The 16,691-nt window shown below is 60.9% G+C and carries 13 protein-coding genes and 1 tRNA gene; 8 read left to right on the forward strand and 6 right to left on the reverse strand.

Annotated features, from left to right (window positions below):
* Positions 1–3 precede the first annotated feature (3 nt).
* From CSING_RS05490 to CSING_RS05510, 5 genes are all read left to right on the forward strand, one after another.
* On the forward strand, positions 4–2,574 hold the full coding sequence (locus CSING_RS05490; RefSeq protein ID WP_042530414.1) for an AAA family ATPase: 2,571 nt from the start codon (positions 4–6) through the stop codon (positions 2,572–2,574).
* Positions 2,575–2,597: 23 nt separating this feature from the next.
* Positions 2,598–3,107, forward strand: a complete 510-nt coding sequence (locus CSING_RS05495) for a MarR family winged helix-turn-helix transcriptional regulator (protein ID WP_042530416.1) — start codon at positions 2,598–2,600, stop codon at positions 3,105–3,107.
* A gap of 67 nt (positions 3,108–3,174) precedes the next feature.
* A complete protein-coding gene (locus tag CSING_RS05500; RefSeq protein WP_042530418.1) occupies positions 3,175–3,468 on the forward strand; it encodes a hypothetical protein in 294 nt (97 codons plus the stop codon).
* Positions 3,469–3,644: 176 nt separating this feature from the next.
* On the forward strand, positions 3,645–3,854 hold the full coding sequence (locus CSING_RS05505) for a hypothetical protein (RefSeq protein ID WP_042530420.1): 210 nt from the start codon (positions 3,645–3,647) through the stop codon (positions 3,852–3,854).
* Positions 3,855–4,478: 624 nt separating this feature from the next.
* Positions 4,479–4,937, forward strand: coding sequence for a hypothetical protein (locus tag CSING_RS05510; protein WP_236684050.1), 459 nt, complete (start codon positions 4,479–4,481; stop codon positions 4,935–4,937).
* A gap of 44 nt (positions 4,938–4,981) precedes the next feature.
* On the opposite strand, the gene CSING_RS05515 is transcribed toward CSING_RS05510, so the two are convergent.
* The 6 genes from CSING_RS05515 to CSING_RS05540 all read right to left on the reverse strand — a co-directional run bounded on the left by CSING_RS05515 (position 4,982) and on the right by CSING_RS05540 (position 11,968).
* Positions 4,982–5,055 (reverse strand) — tRNA-Arg (locus tag CSING_RS05515).
* Between the two features lie 331 nt (positions 5,056–5,386).
* Positions 5,387–6,985 (reverse strand): alpha/beta fold hydrolase, encoded by a 1,599-nt coding sequence (locus tag CSING_RS05520; protein ID WP_042530423.1) that lies wholly within the window; start codon positions 6,983–6,985, stop codon positions 5,387–5,389.
* 116 nt (positions 6,986–7,101) lie between these two features.
* Positions 7,102–7,743 carry a LutC/YkgG family protein gene (locus CSING_RS05525; RefSeq protein WP_186302154.1) on the reverse strand — a complete coding sequence of 214 codons (642 nt, stop codon included), beginning with the start codon at positions 7,741–7,743 and terminating at the stop codon, positions 7,102–7,104.
* A complete protein-coding gene (locus CSING_RS05530; RefSeq protein ID WP_042530425.1) occupies positions 7,740–9,245 on the reverse strand; it encodes a lactate utilization protein B in 1,506 nt (501 codons plus the stop codon). The genes CSING_RS05525 and CSING_RS05530 overlap by 4 nt, the downstream gene beginning before the upstream one ends.
* Positions 9,245–10,030: a (Fe-S)-binding protein gene (locus CSING_RS05535; protein ID WP_042530427.1), complete on the reverse strand. Its 786-nt coding sequence runs from the start codon at positions 10,028–10,030 to the stop codon at positions 9,245–9,247. Before CSING_RS05535 ends, CSING_RS05530 begins: the two co-directional genes overlap by 1 nt.
* Positions 10,031–10,315: 285 nt before the next feature.
* Entirely contained in the window at positions 10,316–11,968 is a 1,653-nt protein-coding gene (locus tag CSING_RS05540) for an L-lactate permease (protein ID WP_042530429.1), read from the reverse strand.
* 248 nt (positions 11,969–12,216) lie between these two features.
* Between CSING_RS05540 and argS the strand changes: the two genes are divergently transcribed.
* From argS to CSING_RS05555, 3 genes are all read left to right on the forward strand, one after another.
* Positions 12,217–13,878 (forward strand): arginine--tRNA ligase, encoded by a 1,662-nt coding sequence (argS, locus tag CSING_RS05545; RefSeq protein ID WP_042530431.1) that lies wholly within the window; start codon positions 12,217–12,219, stop codon positions 13,876–13,878.
* 2 nt (positions 13,879–13,880) lie between these two features.
* The gene (gene lysA, locus CSING_RS05550; protein ID WP_042530433.1) at positions 13,881–15,218 is read left to right on the forward strand and encodes a diaminopimelate decarboxylase; all 1,338 of its coding nucleotides are present in this window, start codon (positions 13,881–13,883) and stop codon (positions 15,216–15,218) included.
* 138 nt (positions 15,219–15,356) lie between these two features.
* The gene (locus tag CSING_RS05555) at positions 15,357–16,682 is read left to right on the forward strand and encodes a homoserine dehydrogenase (RefSeq protein ID WP_042530435.1); all 1,326 of its coding nucleotides are present in this window, start codon (positions 15,357–15,359) and stop codon (positions 16,680–16,682) included.
* The last annotated feature ends 9 nt before the right edge of the window (positions 16,683–16,691 follow it).

The following is a 16,691-nucleotide window of genomic DNA, read 5'->3' on the forward strand; positions in this document are numbered from 1 at the left end:
ACCATGATGCACCTGCATTCTGTTGAGTTGAGCAACGTCCGCGGCGTGGAGCATCTTGAGGTCACGGACCTACCTGAGACCGGCGTCGTGGTGATTGGTGGACCTAATGAAGCTGGTAAGTCCACGCTGGTGGAGGCCATTTCTTTCGTGCTGACGGAAAAACACACCGCGGGTTCGAAGAAGATTAAAGCGTTGAAACCTGTTGGCCGTGACGTGGCCCCAGAAGTGACGCTGGAGGCCACTGTGGGGCCGTACCGTTTTCGCATTCACAAGCGGTGGCTGAAGAAGCGGGCCTCGGAGCTCCAGGTGTTTTCTCCGCGTCCGGGGCAGTGGACGGGAGCGGAGGCAGATGATGAGTTGGATCGGATTCTGTCTGAACACCTTGACCGCGCGCTGCTCGACGCACTTTTCGTGCGCCAAGATGATCAGCACGAGGGGATTGCTGCGGTTGGTATTCCTTCGCTGACTGCGGCCTTGGAAGAGGAGACCGGGTCGAATGCTGTGGCCGAGGACTCCGAGCTGCTCACGCGCATTGAGTCCGAATACATCCAGTACTACACCGCTAAGACAGACAAGCCGGCCGGAGAATACAAGGCAGCTATCAAGACGCTTGAGGAGGCTGAATCAGCCTATGCTGCTGCTGAGGCCTCCATGCGTGAGCTCGATGGTGTTGTGGAGCGTTATGAAGCTGCGGAGCTGAGGAAAACTGAGGCGGAGACTGCTCTTCCTGCGGCGGAAGAGGATTGTGTGCGGCTCGATGCTGAACTCGCTGCCGCCCGTGTGGCCCAGGAAAAGGTGACTGCCCAGGAAGCTGCCGTGGCCCGCGCGGCAGCGGCTGTGGCACGGGCCCAGGAAGATGCTGCTCGTCGCACCACTCTGGTGAAAGAACATGCGGACGCCACCGCAGCTGCTGAGCGTGCCGCGGAGGTCGTGGCAGAGGCCAAGGAACGCGCGGAGGCAGAGGCCGCTGCTCGCAGCAAGCTGGAGGAGGAACGCGCTGATATCCAGCAGAAATATGACGCTGTGCGCGAGGAACGTCAGCGTGCCCGCCGTGCCCAGCTCCGCGCGGAGCACGCGGCCCTCGGAACACGTTTGGAGGCAGTGGCGTCTCTTGAAGACGCACTGGCTTTGCGCCGTCGTGAGCTGGCAGCAGCACCTGCGATTCCGAACCTGCGAGAGTTGGAGGAGGCCGAGCGTGAGGTGGGCATCCAGGACCGCTTGCGGGCGGCCGCTGCGGCGAAACTCTACGTAACTGGAACGGGCGAGGTTGTCGTGGAGGGAGAGGCCTTCTCTTTGACGTCAGGGGAGGAAACTCCGGTTGAGCTGCACGATGGCACGGAGCTGCGCATTGGCGATGTCACCGCACGGTATGCGGCCGCGGCCGGTGAATCTGGCGAGGAGAGTGTTGAGAAAGCTCGCGCGGAACTCGTGCGACTGCTCGAGGACGCCGGGTGCACCAACGTTGCGGAGGCCCGCGAAGCACAGGCGAAGCATGAGGAGCTTGCTGCGGCTGTGGAAGGTGCATCCCGCGAATTAGCAGCGGCCCTCGGCGGTGACGACCTCGGTGAGTTGAAAGCTCGCTTCGAATCGAGTTCGGCTGATCATGAGGAGAACGCAGAGGACGACGGTGAGCCCCCGCGCGAGCTTGCTGTGGTGGACAAGGAAGAAGAAGAGCTGCGTGGACGCCTCGATGAGCTGGACCGAGCTGTGGCACCCTACCGCGAGAACAAAGCCGCCGCGGCACTCGACGTTGCCACAGTCCGAGCCGAGGATGCTGAGGCTCAGCGCGTCCTCAAGGCGGAGGGCCTCGACGCTGCCCGCGCCCAGCTGAGTGACGCGGACGTCACTGCCGCCATTGAGGCTGCCCGTTCAGCCCAGGCAGCAGAGCAAGCTGCGCTCAAGGACATGTCAGGCGTCGATGTTGAGACTGCGGAGACCTTGGCTCAAGGCGCACGCACGCACGTGGACTCCCTGAAGAAATCCGTCGCCGATGCCAACGGCGACATGCGCGAGCTCAGCGGACGTATCGAGATGCACTCCGGTGCAGCAGAAGCCGTGGAAAAGGCCGCCGCGGAACTGGAGGTGGCCCGTGAGCGCCATGCGGCCACCGAACGCCGCGCGGAGGCGGCTCGATACCTGCGCATGCTCATGCTGCGTCACCGCGATGCCGCTCGGCAGCGCTATGCTGCACCTTTTGTTACTGCGCTCAGCGGTTTGGCCCGTACCGTCTTTGGCGGCGACGTGGACTTCCACTTGTCTGAGGAGCTCAAAGTGGAAGCGCGCAGCCGCAATGGGGACACCGTGGCCTTCGACGGTCTATCTGGTGGTGCCAAGGAGCAGCTGGGAATTTTGACTAGGTTCGCCATCGCCCAGCTGGTGTCCGGGGATTCTGTGCCGGTTATCATCGATGATGCTCTCGGCTCGACCGACTCAACGCGCCTACAGTTGATGGCAGCGCTTTTCACTAAAGCCGGTAAGAATTCGCAGGTCATCGTGCTGACATGCATGCCTCAGCGCTACTCCTGGGTTGCAGGCCGTACGGAATTAAGTATGGAAACTCTGAAAAAAATTTGAAATCGGGGTGTAGGGTTGGTGCCATGACTGCGGAAATTCGATGGCTGACTGACGATGAGCAACACCTGTGGCGTCAAGTGCTGAGCAGTATCCGCAAAATTGATCGCGGCATGGAAGAGACCTTGCTCGCCTGCGGGGACATCTCGATGTCCGAGTACTCCGTGCTTGTGTCCCTCTCAGAGGCCCCGGAGCGCCGTCTGCGCCTTCGCGAACTGTGCTCTGAACTTGAGTGGGACCGCTCCCGTGCTTCCCACCAGATCACACGCATGGCAAAGCGCGGACTGGTGACCAAAGAAAAATGCGAGGGCGATGCACGGGGAGTCGAAGTCGTCATCACCGACGCTGGGTTCGAGCGCCTCAAAGCTTCTGTGCCTGAGCACGTTGAATCAGTGCGCCGCTTGGTCTTCGACCACCTCGATCCTGCCGATGCACCTGCCCTCCTTCGATTCTGTGAAGGCGTACTCGCAGCAAATAACCTTCCGGGCTACTCCGGCTTTGTTCCCGATGAGCGTTTAGGCGGGCGCAGCTCCTAGCGCGTGCACCATCGCGGGTACAGTGGGGATGCCGACAGCACACTCACCAGGAGGTGATTCCGACATCATGATGGGACAAGAACTTTTCGAGCACCCGGAGCGTCAATACACTCAGTACCGAATTGAGGCGCTGAAGGACCTGAGCGCGCAGGTGGGCCCTGTGGATGACGTCGAGAAGCTCAGCGATGAACAGGCCGCTGCACTTGAGCAGGCCTTGGAGAAGCATCCTGACGGCGCTGTGACCTTTGATGAGCTATCTCAGATGTGGATTATCGGTGCCGAGGATGATATCAACCGCATGTTCCAGGATCGCGAGGAGTTCATCGAAGCCCTTGAAAACGACGAGGACCCTGGGGTCTAGCCACAAGTGGTGTCAAACTTACGTCGGATAGCGTCAGAGATTTCTGCGTTTGACTACGGCCGACTCTGCATAACCTGCTAACATACGTTGTGTTAAAGGGCGAGCATTTCTCTGGCGTAGGGGAGATGACTCCGGCGTGAGCATCCTCGGTGAGGAGCTAAGTGAAAGGACTAAACATGATCGACCAGCGCGATTTGGCTCAGGAGCAGCGCGAGGCTGCCGCACGCGACAAGGCTGACGGCTGGGTTTCTGTCTTCCTGCAGTGGATTCCCCTGATGCTCATCGTCGTGGTTGTTATCACTGCTCTCTGGCTCGGTATGTTTTACATTGAGCACGGCACCCTAGACATCACCCAGGAAATCGTGAACCCGTTCATCACGCAGTAGAGCGAACAGGTGGGACGCCTCTCTTGCGTCCATAAACCTTTATTCTCGAGCCCCAGCACCATGGTGCTGGGGCTCTGTTGTGTTTTGCCCCAACGTCTAGCCTGCGGCCACGGGCGTGCGTAGCGATAAAAGTGATACTGAAGGTGTCCTCGTGAGGTTCTTCAAGGATGCCGATTTCCCGATTGCTCCAGTCTTCTTAATGACTCATTTCCGCGAAGCCATTCACGTTGAGGCGCACCTCTGGTATGCGGGGCGGCGTGGTACCGATCCACAAAAGCCATGCAATTCCTTTACCGAGCGAACATGTGGGGAAGCTGCTCCACGAGGCTGGTTTGCTCAAGCCTCGTTCCTAGCTTCCATTAGCAACCGACCTTCGCGAGCAACCGACCTTCGCGCTCACGGGGGAGGCTCGTTGAGCGGTAGGCGGTCTGCCGGTGAGCGCGAAGGGCGTGGAGGCAGGCACACCCACGGTGTATGACACGCGCAGCTGCTGGGAATGATCGAGGACGAGAGCAGCCCCCCGTGGTGGCCCAACCTTTGGCGCGCTATGCAGCACCACGACTTTTCATTGGATACGCCAGCCCCTGTTCGGTAGCCTTGTGCTCTATGAGAGAAAGTGTCTACGTGCGACATCTTAACGGACCTCTCCTGTGGCTAGGAATCATTGTTGGCTTAGCTGTGGTGGCCGCGCTGCTGCCAACGATGGTTGATTCCACATGGGCAGCACTTTTGTTTGGTGTGCTGGTCATTGCGGCAACGGTGGCCTGTATTGCCATGCGAGTCAAGGTCGTCGTGAGCGACGACGGCGTGACCGCTTCCGTCCTGGGAGTCTTTCAGAAAAGAATTCCGCTCGATGACATCACCGGTGTAAGCATAGGCCCCGAGACGGGGCTGAAAGAAGGCGCAGGTCCACGTGTTGTTGATGGTGCGCCGGCGTATATCGTTTCAGGCCCCACCGTGCGAATCGACCACGGTGCTTCCTCTTTCATCGCCTCGGCACAAGACCCTGGCAAGGTAGTCGCTGACATCCAATCCCGCCTCGCGTTGAGCGCTGAGGCGGAGCCTAATGGTGGTGCCGAATAACCCTCAGATAGAGGTATAAACGCAGCTCACGACATAAAAAATTGTGCCCCTGACAGGGATCGAACCTGCGACCTTCGGTACCGGAAACCGATGCTCTAATCCGCTGAGCTACAAGGGCATCGCTGGCGAAATGCCAACGATGCGATTCTAGCGCATGGAAGTCAAGGCCAGAAATTGACGCTCATAAGATTGGAGGTGGAGGGGGGTGGCAGCGCCGTCCCAGGAGGCTAGGAAGCCGAGCACAATGACATAGTGAGCCGTCAGTTACTCTGGCCGCTTGAAGTGACCGCCGGTGAGCGAAGCGGATGAAAACGTGAGGAAGGCGCATAACAGAACTTCTCGCCGGTCTGGCTATGGTTCTAGGTTATGCGCCTTGAACAGTACTTTTCTGTCCTCTTCCCCCTGCGTGCAAGGTTATACAGCAACTCACACGTTAGCTGTCTGACCTATTAATTCTGGGGCTGCTCGGCCTGGGGCTGGTCGAGGAAACCCGGGGCATCGGCGGTGGTGACTTCGCCGGTGCGTAGGTAATTAACCACAATGTTGTCAACGGCCTTGTTGCCCAAAGCGAAGTGGCCGTGGCCGGGACCATGGACAGTGACCACGCGGGACTGCATCGGGTCAGACAGTCCGCGGTAGTAGGCGTACGGGGTCTGCGGGTCGCCGGTGGACTGAATCTGCAGCGGCTTGGTAGCCAGCTGCGCGCCGCTGACCTGTACCGGCTTAGTGATTGGTGCGCGGCCACCGCAGCCGACGCCGGAGGCGTACATGGAGTTAAACAGCGTGAAGGGGTCAACGGTGACGTAGTTGGACCACAGGAAGGCTGGGATGGCGGTCGGATCCGTCGGCGCAGTGTTCTCATTGCACATGATGATGTTCTGCATGCTCTGCGTGTTCACTAAGGTCTGCAGCGCAGCTTCCTGGTCCGCTTCGCTAGCCTCCGGTTCGACTGCATTGAAGTCGAGCGGCTCGATGCCCCCGATGTGCTTGGCCATCGCGTCCCAGGCCTCTGGGCGCGGGACAACCTGATCGCGCGTGACCTGGAGGGTGGGGGAGGTGGCTTGGATGCCCTGCGGGTTGGATGCCTTGCCCGCGAGGTGCTCGGCCTGCACGCGCAGCTCGCCCGTGGCGGTCATGATGTTGGCTCCAGGCTGGCCGGCGAATTCCAGTCCCGGCGGGAGATCACCAATCTCGGCGTCCGGCGGCAATACGGTGGGGCGCACGCCAGCCTCGGCAGCGACAATCTGGGACCAGCGCTCGTAAGCCTTCAGCGGAGTCTTGCCCGCGTGGTAAATGTCATCGTTCTTCGCCACGAAGCTAAAGAAGTCATGCAGGGCATTCTCGTAGCCTGCCTGTTGGGAGGCGAAAATCTGGTTCCATGCCATTTGCGGGTTCATGCCGGAATCGAGGACTACCTTGTCCGTGTGCTGCGGGAAGAGCGTGGCATAAGTTGAGCCCAGGAACGTGCCATAGGACAGGCCGACGATGTTGATTGTGTCGTCGCCCAGCGCTTGGCGAACAACCTCCCAGTCACGGGCGGTGTTTTCGGTGGTGATGGAGTCGGTGTAGCCCGGGGTATTCTTCTCGCAATCATCGCGAGTGATAGCGCCCGCCTTGGTCAGGCCGTCGAGCGGATTAGCCGCGGCCTCGCTCATGCTGCAGTTAAGAGGCGCGGATTCCCGCAGGCCGCGGGGCTGCACGCCGATGATGTCGAACTCCTGCTCAATCTCTTTCGGCCATGCGGCGTTGTTGACCCAGGCATAAGCGTCACCGTTCGGGCCGCCCGGGTTGGTGAAGAGGCTTCCCTTGCGCTCGCCCGTAGCCTTGAGACGGATGAAGCCAACCTCAATCGTGCCCTTATCCGGAGCGTCGTAGTAGGTCGGCACGGTTACATGACCACACTCGGCACGCTCTTGGTCAACCCCCTCTGGGCACTCGCCCCAGGTGATAGTGGGTTGGTCAGCGTGGGCAACAGCGGGTGCGGCAACTAGGCCAGCAGCAAGGGCTACAGGGCCTAGAACCGAGCTCAAAACGCGAGAAAAGCGCATAGAACAAGGCTCCTAAACTTTCAGTGGGTAGGTACTCGCCTAATCCTATGCGCCACGAGTGATGTACGTCAGCTCTGTGAGGTTAGAGGTGGGGGTGGCTACCCCCGTCGGCCTCACTACTTAACAATCACCACAATGAGATCGCGCGGACCGTGGACACCCTCCACACGGGTGAGCTCGATATCGGAGGTCGCGGACGGGCCGGAGATCCACGTCGCCGGGCGCTCCGGGTTCATGCGGGAGACAACTTCCGGGATGCCGTAGACAATCTGGTCATCGCGCACGATGCAGATGTGGCGGTCCGGCACGAGGGTCAGGGCACGGCGGCCGCAGACGTCGTTGGACTCGAGGACGATGGTGCCGGTCTGTGCCGAGGTGACGTGGGATTCGGTGAGAACCGCGTCAACGTCGTTGAGATCGCGTGGGTCCTTGGAATTGTCATCCGCGGTTGCGGTGCCCTCAAAACCGTCGAGCATGCTGGTATCGATACCAGGTGCGTAGGTGACGGTGGAGCATCCCCGGTCCTTGAGGATATCCACGATGGTGGAGTTGAGGCCGGCCTCGTCGGTGACGCGAACGTCGGCCTTGTAGTCCTCGAGACGGTCCACCAGCATGTCGCGCAGCTCATCATCGTTGAGCGTGCCCTCACGCTGGTACTCGCGCGGAACTTCGACGTGGTCCGGGAGCCTGGCCTGCTTCTGGGCAGTGGATATGCGCTTCAGAATCTCTTCTTTGGCGGCGCTGTTCTTGATGGTCACTTGATGCCCTCCTTCTTGGCTTGGGCGAGGAGTTCTTTGGCTTCGTCAGACTCAAACCACTGACGGAAGGACTTCTTCGGCGGAACGGCAGTATCGCGGAACTCGGACCAACCGGACATGAACAGCGGCAGGCTATCGATGACACCGTTGAAACCACCGAGTACGCGGCCCAGAGCCACCATACGGGTGACTTGGTTCCACACCTTCGGGTTGCTCCACATTACTTGGGGGACCTTGAAGATCTTCTCCTCAACGGGCGGGGTAGCGTTGGTGACCTTCTGGTGGCGGTTTTCCAAGATGACATCCGAAAGCGGGATGCGCACCGGGCAGACCTCATCGCAACGTCCACAGAGGGAGCAGGCGTACGGCAGGCTTGCCGAAGGATCGTTGTGGTCCTTCATACCGGTGAGCTGCGGGGTGAGGGAGATGCCAATCGGACCCGGGTAGACGGAGCCGTAGGCGTGGCCACCGGCGCGCTCGTAGACCGGGCACACATTCAGGCAGGCAGAGCAGCGGATGCACTTCAGCGCCTGGCTACCCACCGGGGACGACAGGGCAGCGGTGCGGCCGTTGTCGAGCAGAACAATGTGGAAGTTCTGGGGGCCGTCGCCCTCGGTAACACCGGACCACATGGAGGTGTACGGGTTCATGCGCTCAGCAGTGGAGGAGCGCGGCAGCAGCTGCAGGAAGACCTCAAGGTCCTGGAAGGTCGGAACGAGCTTCTCAATGCCCATGACGGTGATGAGGGTCTCGGGCAGGGTCAGGCACATACGGCCGTTGCCCTCGGACTCCACGATGTTGATGGTGCCGGTTTCGGCCACACCGAAGTTCGCGCCGGAGATAGCAACCTTGGCCTTCATGAACTGCTCGCGCAGGAACTGGCGAGAGGCTTCGGCAAGTTCAGCTGGCTCGGCGGTCAGCGTGTCATCGGTGTTCGGCATCTTGTTGACAAAGATGTCACGAATCTCGGCACGGTTGCGGTGGATAGCCGGAACCAGAATGTGGGAGGGCTTGTCCTCACCCAGCTGAACAATGAGCTCTGCCAAGTCGGTCTCACGGGCATTGATGCCGACCTCTTCGAGGTGCTCGTTAAGGGCGATTTCCTGGGTAGCCATGGACTTAATCTTGACTACGTCGGTCTCACCGGTCTCGCGGATGAGGCCTTCAATAATCTCGTTGGCTTCCTTGGCGTCACGTGCCCAGTGGACGATGCCGCCGCGCTTGGTTACCTGCTCTTCAAATTGGAGAAGAAGCTCGCCCATGCGCGCGCCGACGTCCTCCTTGAGGGCGGAGCCAGCGTCACGCAGCTGCTCCCAGTCTGCAGCCTCATCGACGGCGCCTTGACGCTTGGTGCGGATGGAGGTGGTGGCGTGGTGCAGGTTGCGACGCTGGGTGGCGTTGTTCAGGCCTACGTGTGCCAGTGGCACGAAGGCCTTGGAACCGCGCAGGTTGCCGTACCCTTCGGGCGCACGCGGCGGGGTGGTATCGAGGAAGGAAGTCATTAGAGCATCTTCTCCTTAGAGTAGGCCGCGGAGTCCGGGGTCCACGGGTGTTCCTTGGTGGAAGCGAGAATCTCTGCCATGTGAATGGCGCGAACACCTGCACGCTGGCGGGACAGAGCACCGCCGATGTTCATCAGGCAGGAGGAGTCACCACCGGTGACGAACTCGGCTGCGGTTTCGCGGACGTGGCGGGTCTTGTCACCGACCATGGCTGCGGAGACCTCTGCGTTCTTGATGGCAAAAGTACCGCCGAAGCCACAGCACTCTTCCTTGTTAGGAAGTTCAACAAGGTCGATGCCTTCGACTTCCTTGAGCAACTGATAGGGGCGGTCAGCCAGCTTGAGGAAGCGTAGTCCGTGGCAGGAGGGGTGGTAGGTGACACGGTGCGGGAAGAACGCGCCCACGTTGGTCACACCGGCCACGTCAACAAGGAACTCCGGGAGGTCCAGGGTCTTCTCCGAGGCCTTCTTGGCGCCGTCGACGTCGGCGGAAGTGCCGAAACGGTCGGCGATGCGGGTGTGCTGCTCACGGACGGCGCCCACGCACGAACCGGAAGCAGAAACCACGTAATCAATGGATGGGTCTGCAAAGGCATCCGCGTAGGAGCGAATCATTCCCAGAGTTTCCTTCTGGTAGCCAGTGTTGATGTGCATCTGACCGCAGCAGGTCTGCTCTTCGGGGAAGACGACGTCGTAGCCCAGGCGGGACAAGACGAGGGCCGTTGCCTTGTGAGCATCGGGGAACAAAGAGTCTCCGATACACGTGGAAAACAATGCTATTCGCATTAGTGTTGCGCTCCTTATCTGCCCCATGCCTCCCCGCACCCCTGCTGGCAGAGAGAAGAGAGGCGTAGGACATGTGCCTACAGGTATAGCGAGAATTCTACCGTGGAAAAACATTTTTTTCGAGCTGAAAAACTCGCGCTACCTGCCGTTTTATCGCAACATTAATGTTGTGAATTTCTCACGTGCACTGATGATGACGCATCAGCCGCCGCGCCCAGTGAAGTGCGCAGCGGCTGATGAAAAATGTGCGCCCGAATCCGGGGGCATTCTATTGTGTCGTGATGTTTACGGGACCAAGAAGCCGAGAACGTTGGTCATGAGGAAGACGATGACACAGACTACGGCCAGGAAGGCCACGGAGTAGCCCACGACGGCCTTGAAGATGCGGGATTCCTCGCCCTCCATGTTCACTGCGGTGGCAGCGATGGCCAGGGACTGCGGTGAAATCATCTTGCCCACAACACCACCGGCGGTGTTCGCGGCCAGCATAAGATCCGGGTTGACGCCGATGCGGTCGGCGGCGGTGACCTGCAGGTTGGCAAAGAGGGCGTTGGCGGAGGTGTCGGAACCAGTCACCGCAGTACCAATCCAGCCCAGAACCGGGGAGAAGAGCGCGAAGATGCCGCCTACAGAGGCCACGAACTGGCCAATGGAGATGGTTTGGCCGGAGTAGTTCATGGTGTATGCCAGGGCCAGAACCAAAATAATGGTGAGCGCGGAGAACTTCATGCGGTTGATCACCTCGCCGAATTTGGCCACTGGTGCGGAGGCCTCCAGCGTGTAGCGGCCGTTCTCGTTGAAGGCCATGTAGATGATGGCCACGATGATGCCGGAGATGAGCAGCAAGGTGCCCGGGTTGCCCAGCACATTGAACTTGAAGGCGGTGTCCATGGCGTTGCCGTCGGCGTCGATAATCGTGCCGTCGAGAAGCGGCCATGGGATGTTGAGCTGGATGAAGCCGAAGATGGCTGGCCATGCGGTGGCTACGGCGAAGACGGCGGTCACGACGGCGTAGGGCAGCAGGGCCATCCAGATGCGGCGGCCGTTGAGATCGGTGACCTCCTCCTGCGCAGGCAGCTCCATGCGCTCACGCAGGCTGTCGACGCCCTTGGGCTTCCACACGCGCAGGAAGAGGAAGCCGGCGCCTAGGGACACGATGCAGGCTACGACGTTGGTGAGCTGGTAGGCAAAGAAGGTCGCGGTGGCCCACTGCGCGATGGCGAAGGAGACACCGATGACTGCGGCGGCGGGGCCGGCTTCCTTGACGCCACGCATGCCGTCGAGGATGAAGAGGATGAAGAACGGAACAACCGCAGCGATGAGCAGCACCTGCAGGGAGATGAGGCTTGCGATGTCCGCGGTCTGCTCGGCGGTACGGCCGCCGACGGAACCGGCGGTGGTCACGGGGATGCCGACGGCGCCGAAAGCAACCGGAGCGGTATTGGCAATCAGTACGGTGGTCGCAGCCTTGAGGGGCTTCACGCCCAGCGCCAGAATCATGGTGGCGGTAATAGCCACCGGTGCACCGAAGCCGGCGAGGGCCTCCAGCAGGCCGCCGAAGCAGAAAGCAATGAGGATGGCCTGGATACGGATATCGCCATCACCCAAGAGGTCAAAGGTCTTGCGCAGGTCCTCAAAGCGGCCAGAGGATACAGTCACCTCGTAGAACCAGATGGCGGTAATGATGACCCAGACGATGGGGAAGAGTCCGAAGAGTCCGCCGCGTAGTGCAGAGGAGAGCGCCATATCCGTAGGCATTCCCAAGCCGAAGATAGCGATGAGCAAGGCCACGAGGAGGGCTACCGCACCGGAGGTGTGGGCGCGAGCCTTGAGGCCCAAGAGCATGATGAAGAATGCAATGAGCGGCAGGGTAGAGACCGCTGCGGTCGCTCCCACGCTGCCGGCAATGGCATCCGTAGTGATGTTGAAGGTAGACATAAAGCTCAATTCACGGTCTTTCTCGCACACCCGTGGCGCGCCCACAAGAGTTATTGAGCGGTCACAAGGAGACGGTGCGAGACGATGGAACGATACAGTTAGCGTGTTTAGCGTAGAACCTGTCGCCCCGATGTGCTGCATTGTGCACCCGATGGGGGTGAGTGAGCCTCCTAACAGTGGCTGCGGTTGGTCCGGTGCATGCGACCTGATAGTGCCTCCCTGCGGGGATGACGATAGACTCTGGGCCTATGAATCCTGAAGATCTTTCCGCCCTGATCAAAGAGACCGCCGCTGCCGTGCTCACCGAGCACGAGTTGGACGCCTCCGTCCTGCCGGAGACCGTAACCGTAGAGCGCCCGCGCAATCCGGAGCACGGTGATTACGCCACCAATCTGGCCCTCCAGGTGGCCAAGAAAGCCGGCGCTCAGCCGCGCGAGCTGGCGCAGTGGCTTGCCGACGCCCTCTCCGGCAACGACGCCATCGATGAGGCCTCCATTGCCGGCCCAGGCTTCCTCAATATCCGCCTGGCCGCTGCCGCCCAGGGCGCGATTGTCTCTCAGGTACTGGACGCAGGCGAAGCCTTCGGCCGCAACGCCGCTTTTAAAGGCATGAAGATTAATTTGGAGTTCGTTTCTGCGAACCCGACCGGCCCCATCCACCTGGGCGGCACCCGCTGGGCGGCCGTGGGTGATTCCCTCGGCCGCGTCCTGGAGGCCTCCGGCGCCAAAGTTACTCGTGAGTACTACTTCAACGACCACGGCGGTCAGATCGATCGCTTTGCCCGTTCCCTCGTGGCGGCGGCCAAGGGCGAGCCGACTCCGGAGGACGGTTACGGCGGCGATTACATCAAGGACATCGCTCAAGCGGTGGTGGAGAAGAATCCTAACGCCCTTCAGGGCAGCGACGCCGAGGTGCAGGAAAACTTCCGCGCCGACGGCGTGGAGATGATGTTCGCCCAGATCAAGGACTCCCTCCACGAGTTCGGCGTGGACTTTGACGTGTACTTCCACGAGAATTCCCTCTTCGAGTCCGGCGCGGTGGATAAGGCCATTCAGACGCTCAAGGACAACGGCAACCTCTATGAGTCCGAGGGTGCGTGGTGGCTTAAGTCCAGCGAGTACGGCGATGACAAGGACCGTGTCGTTATCAAATCTGATGGTGACGCTGCCTACATCGCCGGCGATATTGCCTACGTGGCGGACAAGTTTGACCGTGGCCATGACCTGGCTATCTACATGTTGGGGGCAGACCACCACGGCTACATTGCCCGCCTGCGCGCGTCGGCCCAGGCGCTGGGGTATGACCCGAAGGCCGTCGAGGTCCTCATTGGTCAGATGGTCAATCTTGTCCGCGATGGTAAGGCAGTCAAGATGTCCAAGCGCGCGGGTACTGTGATTACCTTGGATGACTTGGTGGAGTCCATCGGTGTGGACGGCGCTCGCTACTCGCTCGTGCGTTCCTCGGTAGATTCCAGCCTCGACATTGACCTGGGCCTGTGGGCTTCCCAGTCGGCGGATAACCCGGTGTATTACGTCCAGTACGGCCACGCGCGTATCTGTTCCATCCTGCGCAAGGCTGCAGAGCTCGGACTCGATACGTCCGCGCTGGGCAGCGCCTCCCTCGACCTGCTTACCCACGACAAGGAAGGCGACCTGATCCGCACCCTGGGCGAGTTCCCTGAGGTCGTGGCCACTGCAGCAACCCTGCGCGAGCCGCACCGCATCGCGCGTTATGCCGAGGATTTGGCTGCCGTTTTCCACCGCTTCTATGACCAGTGTCAGGTTCTGCCGAAGGCTGGAGAGGACACCGAGCCGATCCACCGTGCCCGCTTGGCCTTGGCCAGCGCTACCCGCCAAGTCATGGCCAACGCCTTGACTATGGTAGGTGTGAGTGCACCGGAGAAGATGTAAGCATGCCGGACTTTAATTCTCTTCCCTCTCATGTCTGGCCGCGCAATGCCTCGCGCGGGTCTGACGGCGTGGTCTCCATCGCGGGCGTCAAGCTCACCGAACTTGCCGCGGAATACGGCACTCCGCTCTACGTATTCGATGAGCAGGATTTCCGCTCGCGCTGCCGCGATATGGCCAAGGCTTTTGGCGGCCCGGATCATGTGCATTACGCCTCCAAGGCGTTCATCACCAAGCGCATTGTGCGCTGGGTTGATGAGGAAGGTTTGTGCCTCGACGTGGCCTCCCTGAATGAAGCCAAACTGGCGCTGGCTGCTGATTTCCCGCCGGAGCGCATGACCGCGCACGGCAACAACAAGGAGGACGAGTACCTCCAGCTGTGCGTCGACAAGGGCATCGGCCACGTTGTCCTCGACAACGAGGAGGAGTTGTCCCGCCTCAACGGCATCGCCGCGGCCGCAGGCCGCGTGCAGCCGGTGATGATCCGCGTCAAGCCTGGCGTGGATGCCCATACCCACGAGTTCATCGCCACCGCGCACGAGGACCAGAAGTTCGGCATTTCGCTGTCTACGGGTGCTGCTTTCACGGCGGCCCACAAGGTGCTGGAATCCGCAAACCTCAAGCTCGTTGGCCTGCATTGCCATGTCGGCTCCTCAGTCTTCAACGCCGATGGTTTCAAGCTCGCCGCTGAGCGCGTGCTCAGCCTGTACAAGCGCATTCACTCTGAGCTTGGCGTGGCACTTGAGGAACTCGACCTCGGCGGCGGTTTCGGTATCCCGTACATGGAGTATGAGGAAGCACTCGATGTAGCCTCGCTGGCAAAGGATCTGCTGGATGCCGTGGAGCGTACCGCCACCGAACTCGACATCAAGCCTCCCTTCGTGCTCGTCGAGCCTGGGCGTTCCCTCGTCGGCGCGTCCGCAGTCACGCTGTACCGCGTGGGCACGGTCAAGGACGTGGAAACCGGTAAGGCGGATCTGCCCATGCGCCGCTACCTTTCTGTGGACGGCGGCATGTCGGACAACATTCGCCCGGCTCTCTACGGCTCGGACTATGACGTGCGCGTGGTCAACCGCCGCACGCAGGGCGAACCCGTGGACTCGCGCATCGTGGGCTTTCACTGTGAGTCCGGCGATATTCTCGTCGACGAGCGCCGCTTCCCCTCGGACATCACCACGGGGGACATCCTCGCCTTCGCCACCACCGGCGCCTATCAGTACATGATGGCCTCGCGCTACAACGGAGCTCTCCGTCCGGCAGTGGTCTCCGTGCGCGACGGGAAGCACAAGCTCATGTTGCGGCGAGAGACGGTGGAGGACCTGCTGGCGCTGGACGTCGACTAGCGCTGCGGCATCATTTCATTCAGTGAGATGGTGCCGGTCGCAGGGGCACTCTCCAGCACATGCATAGAAATAGACAGCTCGTTCTGTATAGTGATGGGCTGTCACGCAAGAACCACACGCAACTTCAAAAGGGACACCATGACGACGACGAACCGTACCGCCAAGCCCGAGGGCGAGCCCGTAGGAATCGCCCTGCTCGGATTCGGCACCGTAGGCGCCGAGGTTTTCCGCCTCGTGCAGGAAAACGCCAACGCTTTTGCTCACCGCATTGGCGGCCCCGTGGAGATCCGCGGCGTGGCCGTGCACAACAAGGATAAGCTGCGTCCGGGAGTGCCTCAGGAGCTGCTTACCGACGACGCCAAGGCCCTTGTCCTCCGCGATGACATCGACCTTGTTGTCGAGGTCATCGGCGGCATCGACTTCCCGCGCGAGCTCGTGCTCGCCGCACTTAATGCCGGCAAGTCCGTGGTCACCGCCAACAAGGCGCTCGTGGCAGCGCATGCGGATGAGCTGGCGGAGGCCGCCGACCGTGCCGGTGTGGATCTCTACTTCGAGGCTGCGGTGGCCGCCGCCATCCCGGTCGTCGGCATGTTGCGACGCTCCCTGGCGGGTGATCAGGTCCAGCGCATTTCCGGCATCGTCAACGGCACCACTAACTTCATCCTGGATGCGATGGAGTCCACCGGTGCCTCGTATGAAGATGCGCTGGCTGAGGCTACCCGCCTGGGCTATGCAGAGGCTGACCCCACCGCGGACGTGGAGGGCCACGACGCCGCATCCAAGGCCGCCATCTTGGCCTCTCTTGGCTTCTACACGCGCCTGACCTTTGATGATGTCTACTGCGAGGGAATCTCCAAGGTCACCGCAGATGACATCAAGGCTGCCAACCAGGCCGGCTACTCCATTAAACTCCTGGCTATTTGTGAGCGCCTCGTGGACGAGGAGACCGGTAAAGAGTCCGTTAATGCCCGCGTGCATCCGACTCTCGTGCCGAAGGACCACCCGCTGGCGTCGGTCAGCCAGTCCTACAACGCCATCTTCGTTGAGGCAGAGGCTGCTGGTTCCCTTATGTTCTACGGAAACGGCGCCGGTGGTAACCCGACCGCCTCTGCCGTCCTGGGTGACGTCGTCGGCGCCGCCCGCAACATCGTCCACGGCGGCCGTGCTCCAGGGGAGAATACCTACGCTAACCTGCCGATTGCGGAGTTTGGTGAGGTGGAGACCCGCTACCACGTGGACATGGAGGTTGAGGACCGCACTGGTGTGCTGTCCGCCATCGCCGGAGTCTTCGCTCGCCACGGTGTGTCCCTGCGCACCGTGCGCCAGGAAGATGGCGAGTCCTCTGCACGCCTTATCGTGGTCACCCACGCGGCCAAGGAGGCTGTCCTCGAGGACATCGTCGCGGCACTCGGCGAGCTTGAGGAAGTCAAGGCCGTTCACTCCGTTATCCGCCTGGGCGTTTAGGAAACTGAC

This window comes from Corynebacterium singulare (assembly GCF_000833575.1).
Lineage (GTDB): Bacteria > Actinomycetota > Actinomycetes > Mycobacteriales > Mycobacteriaceae > Corynebacterium > Corynebacterium singulare.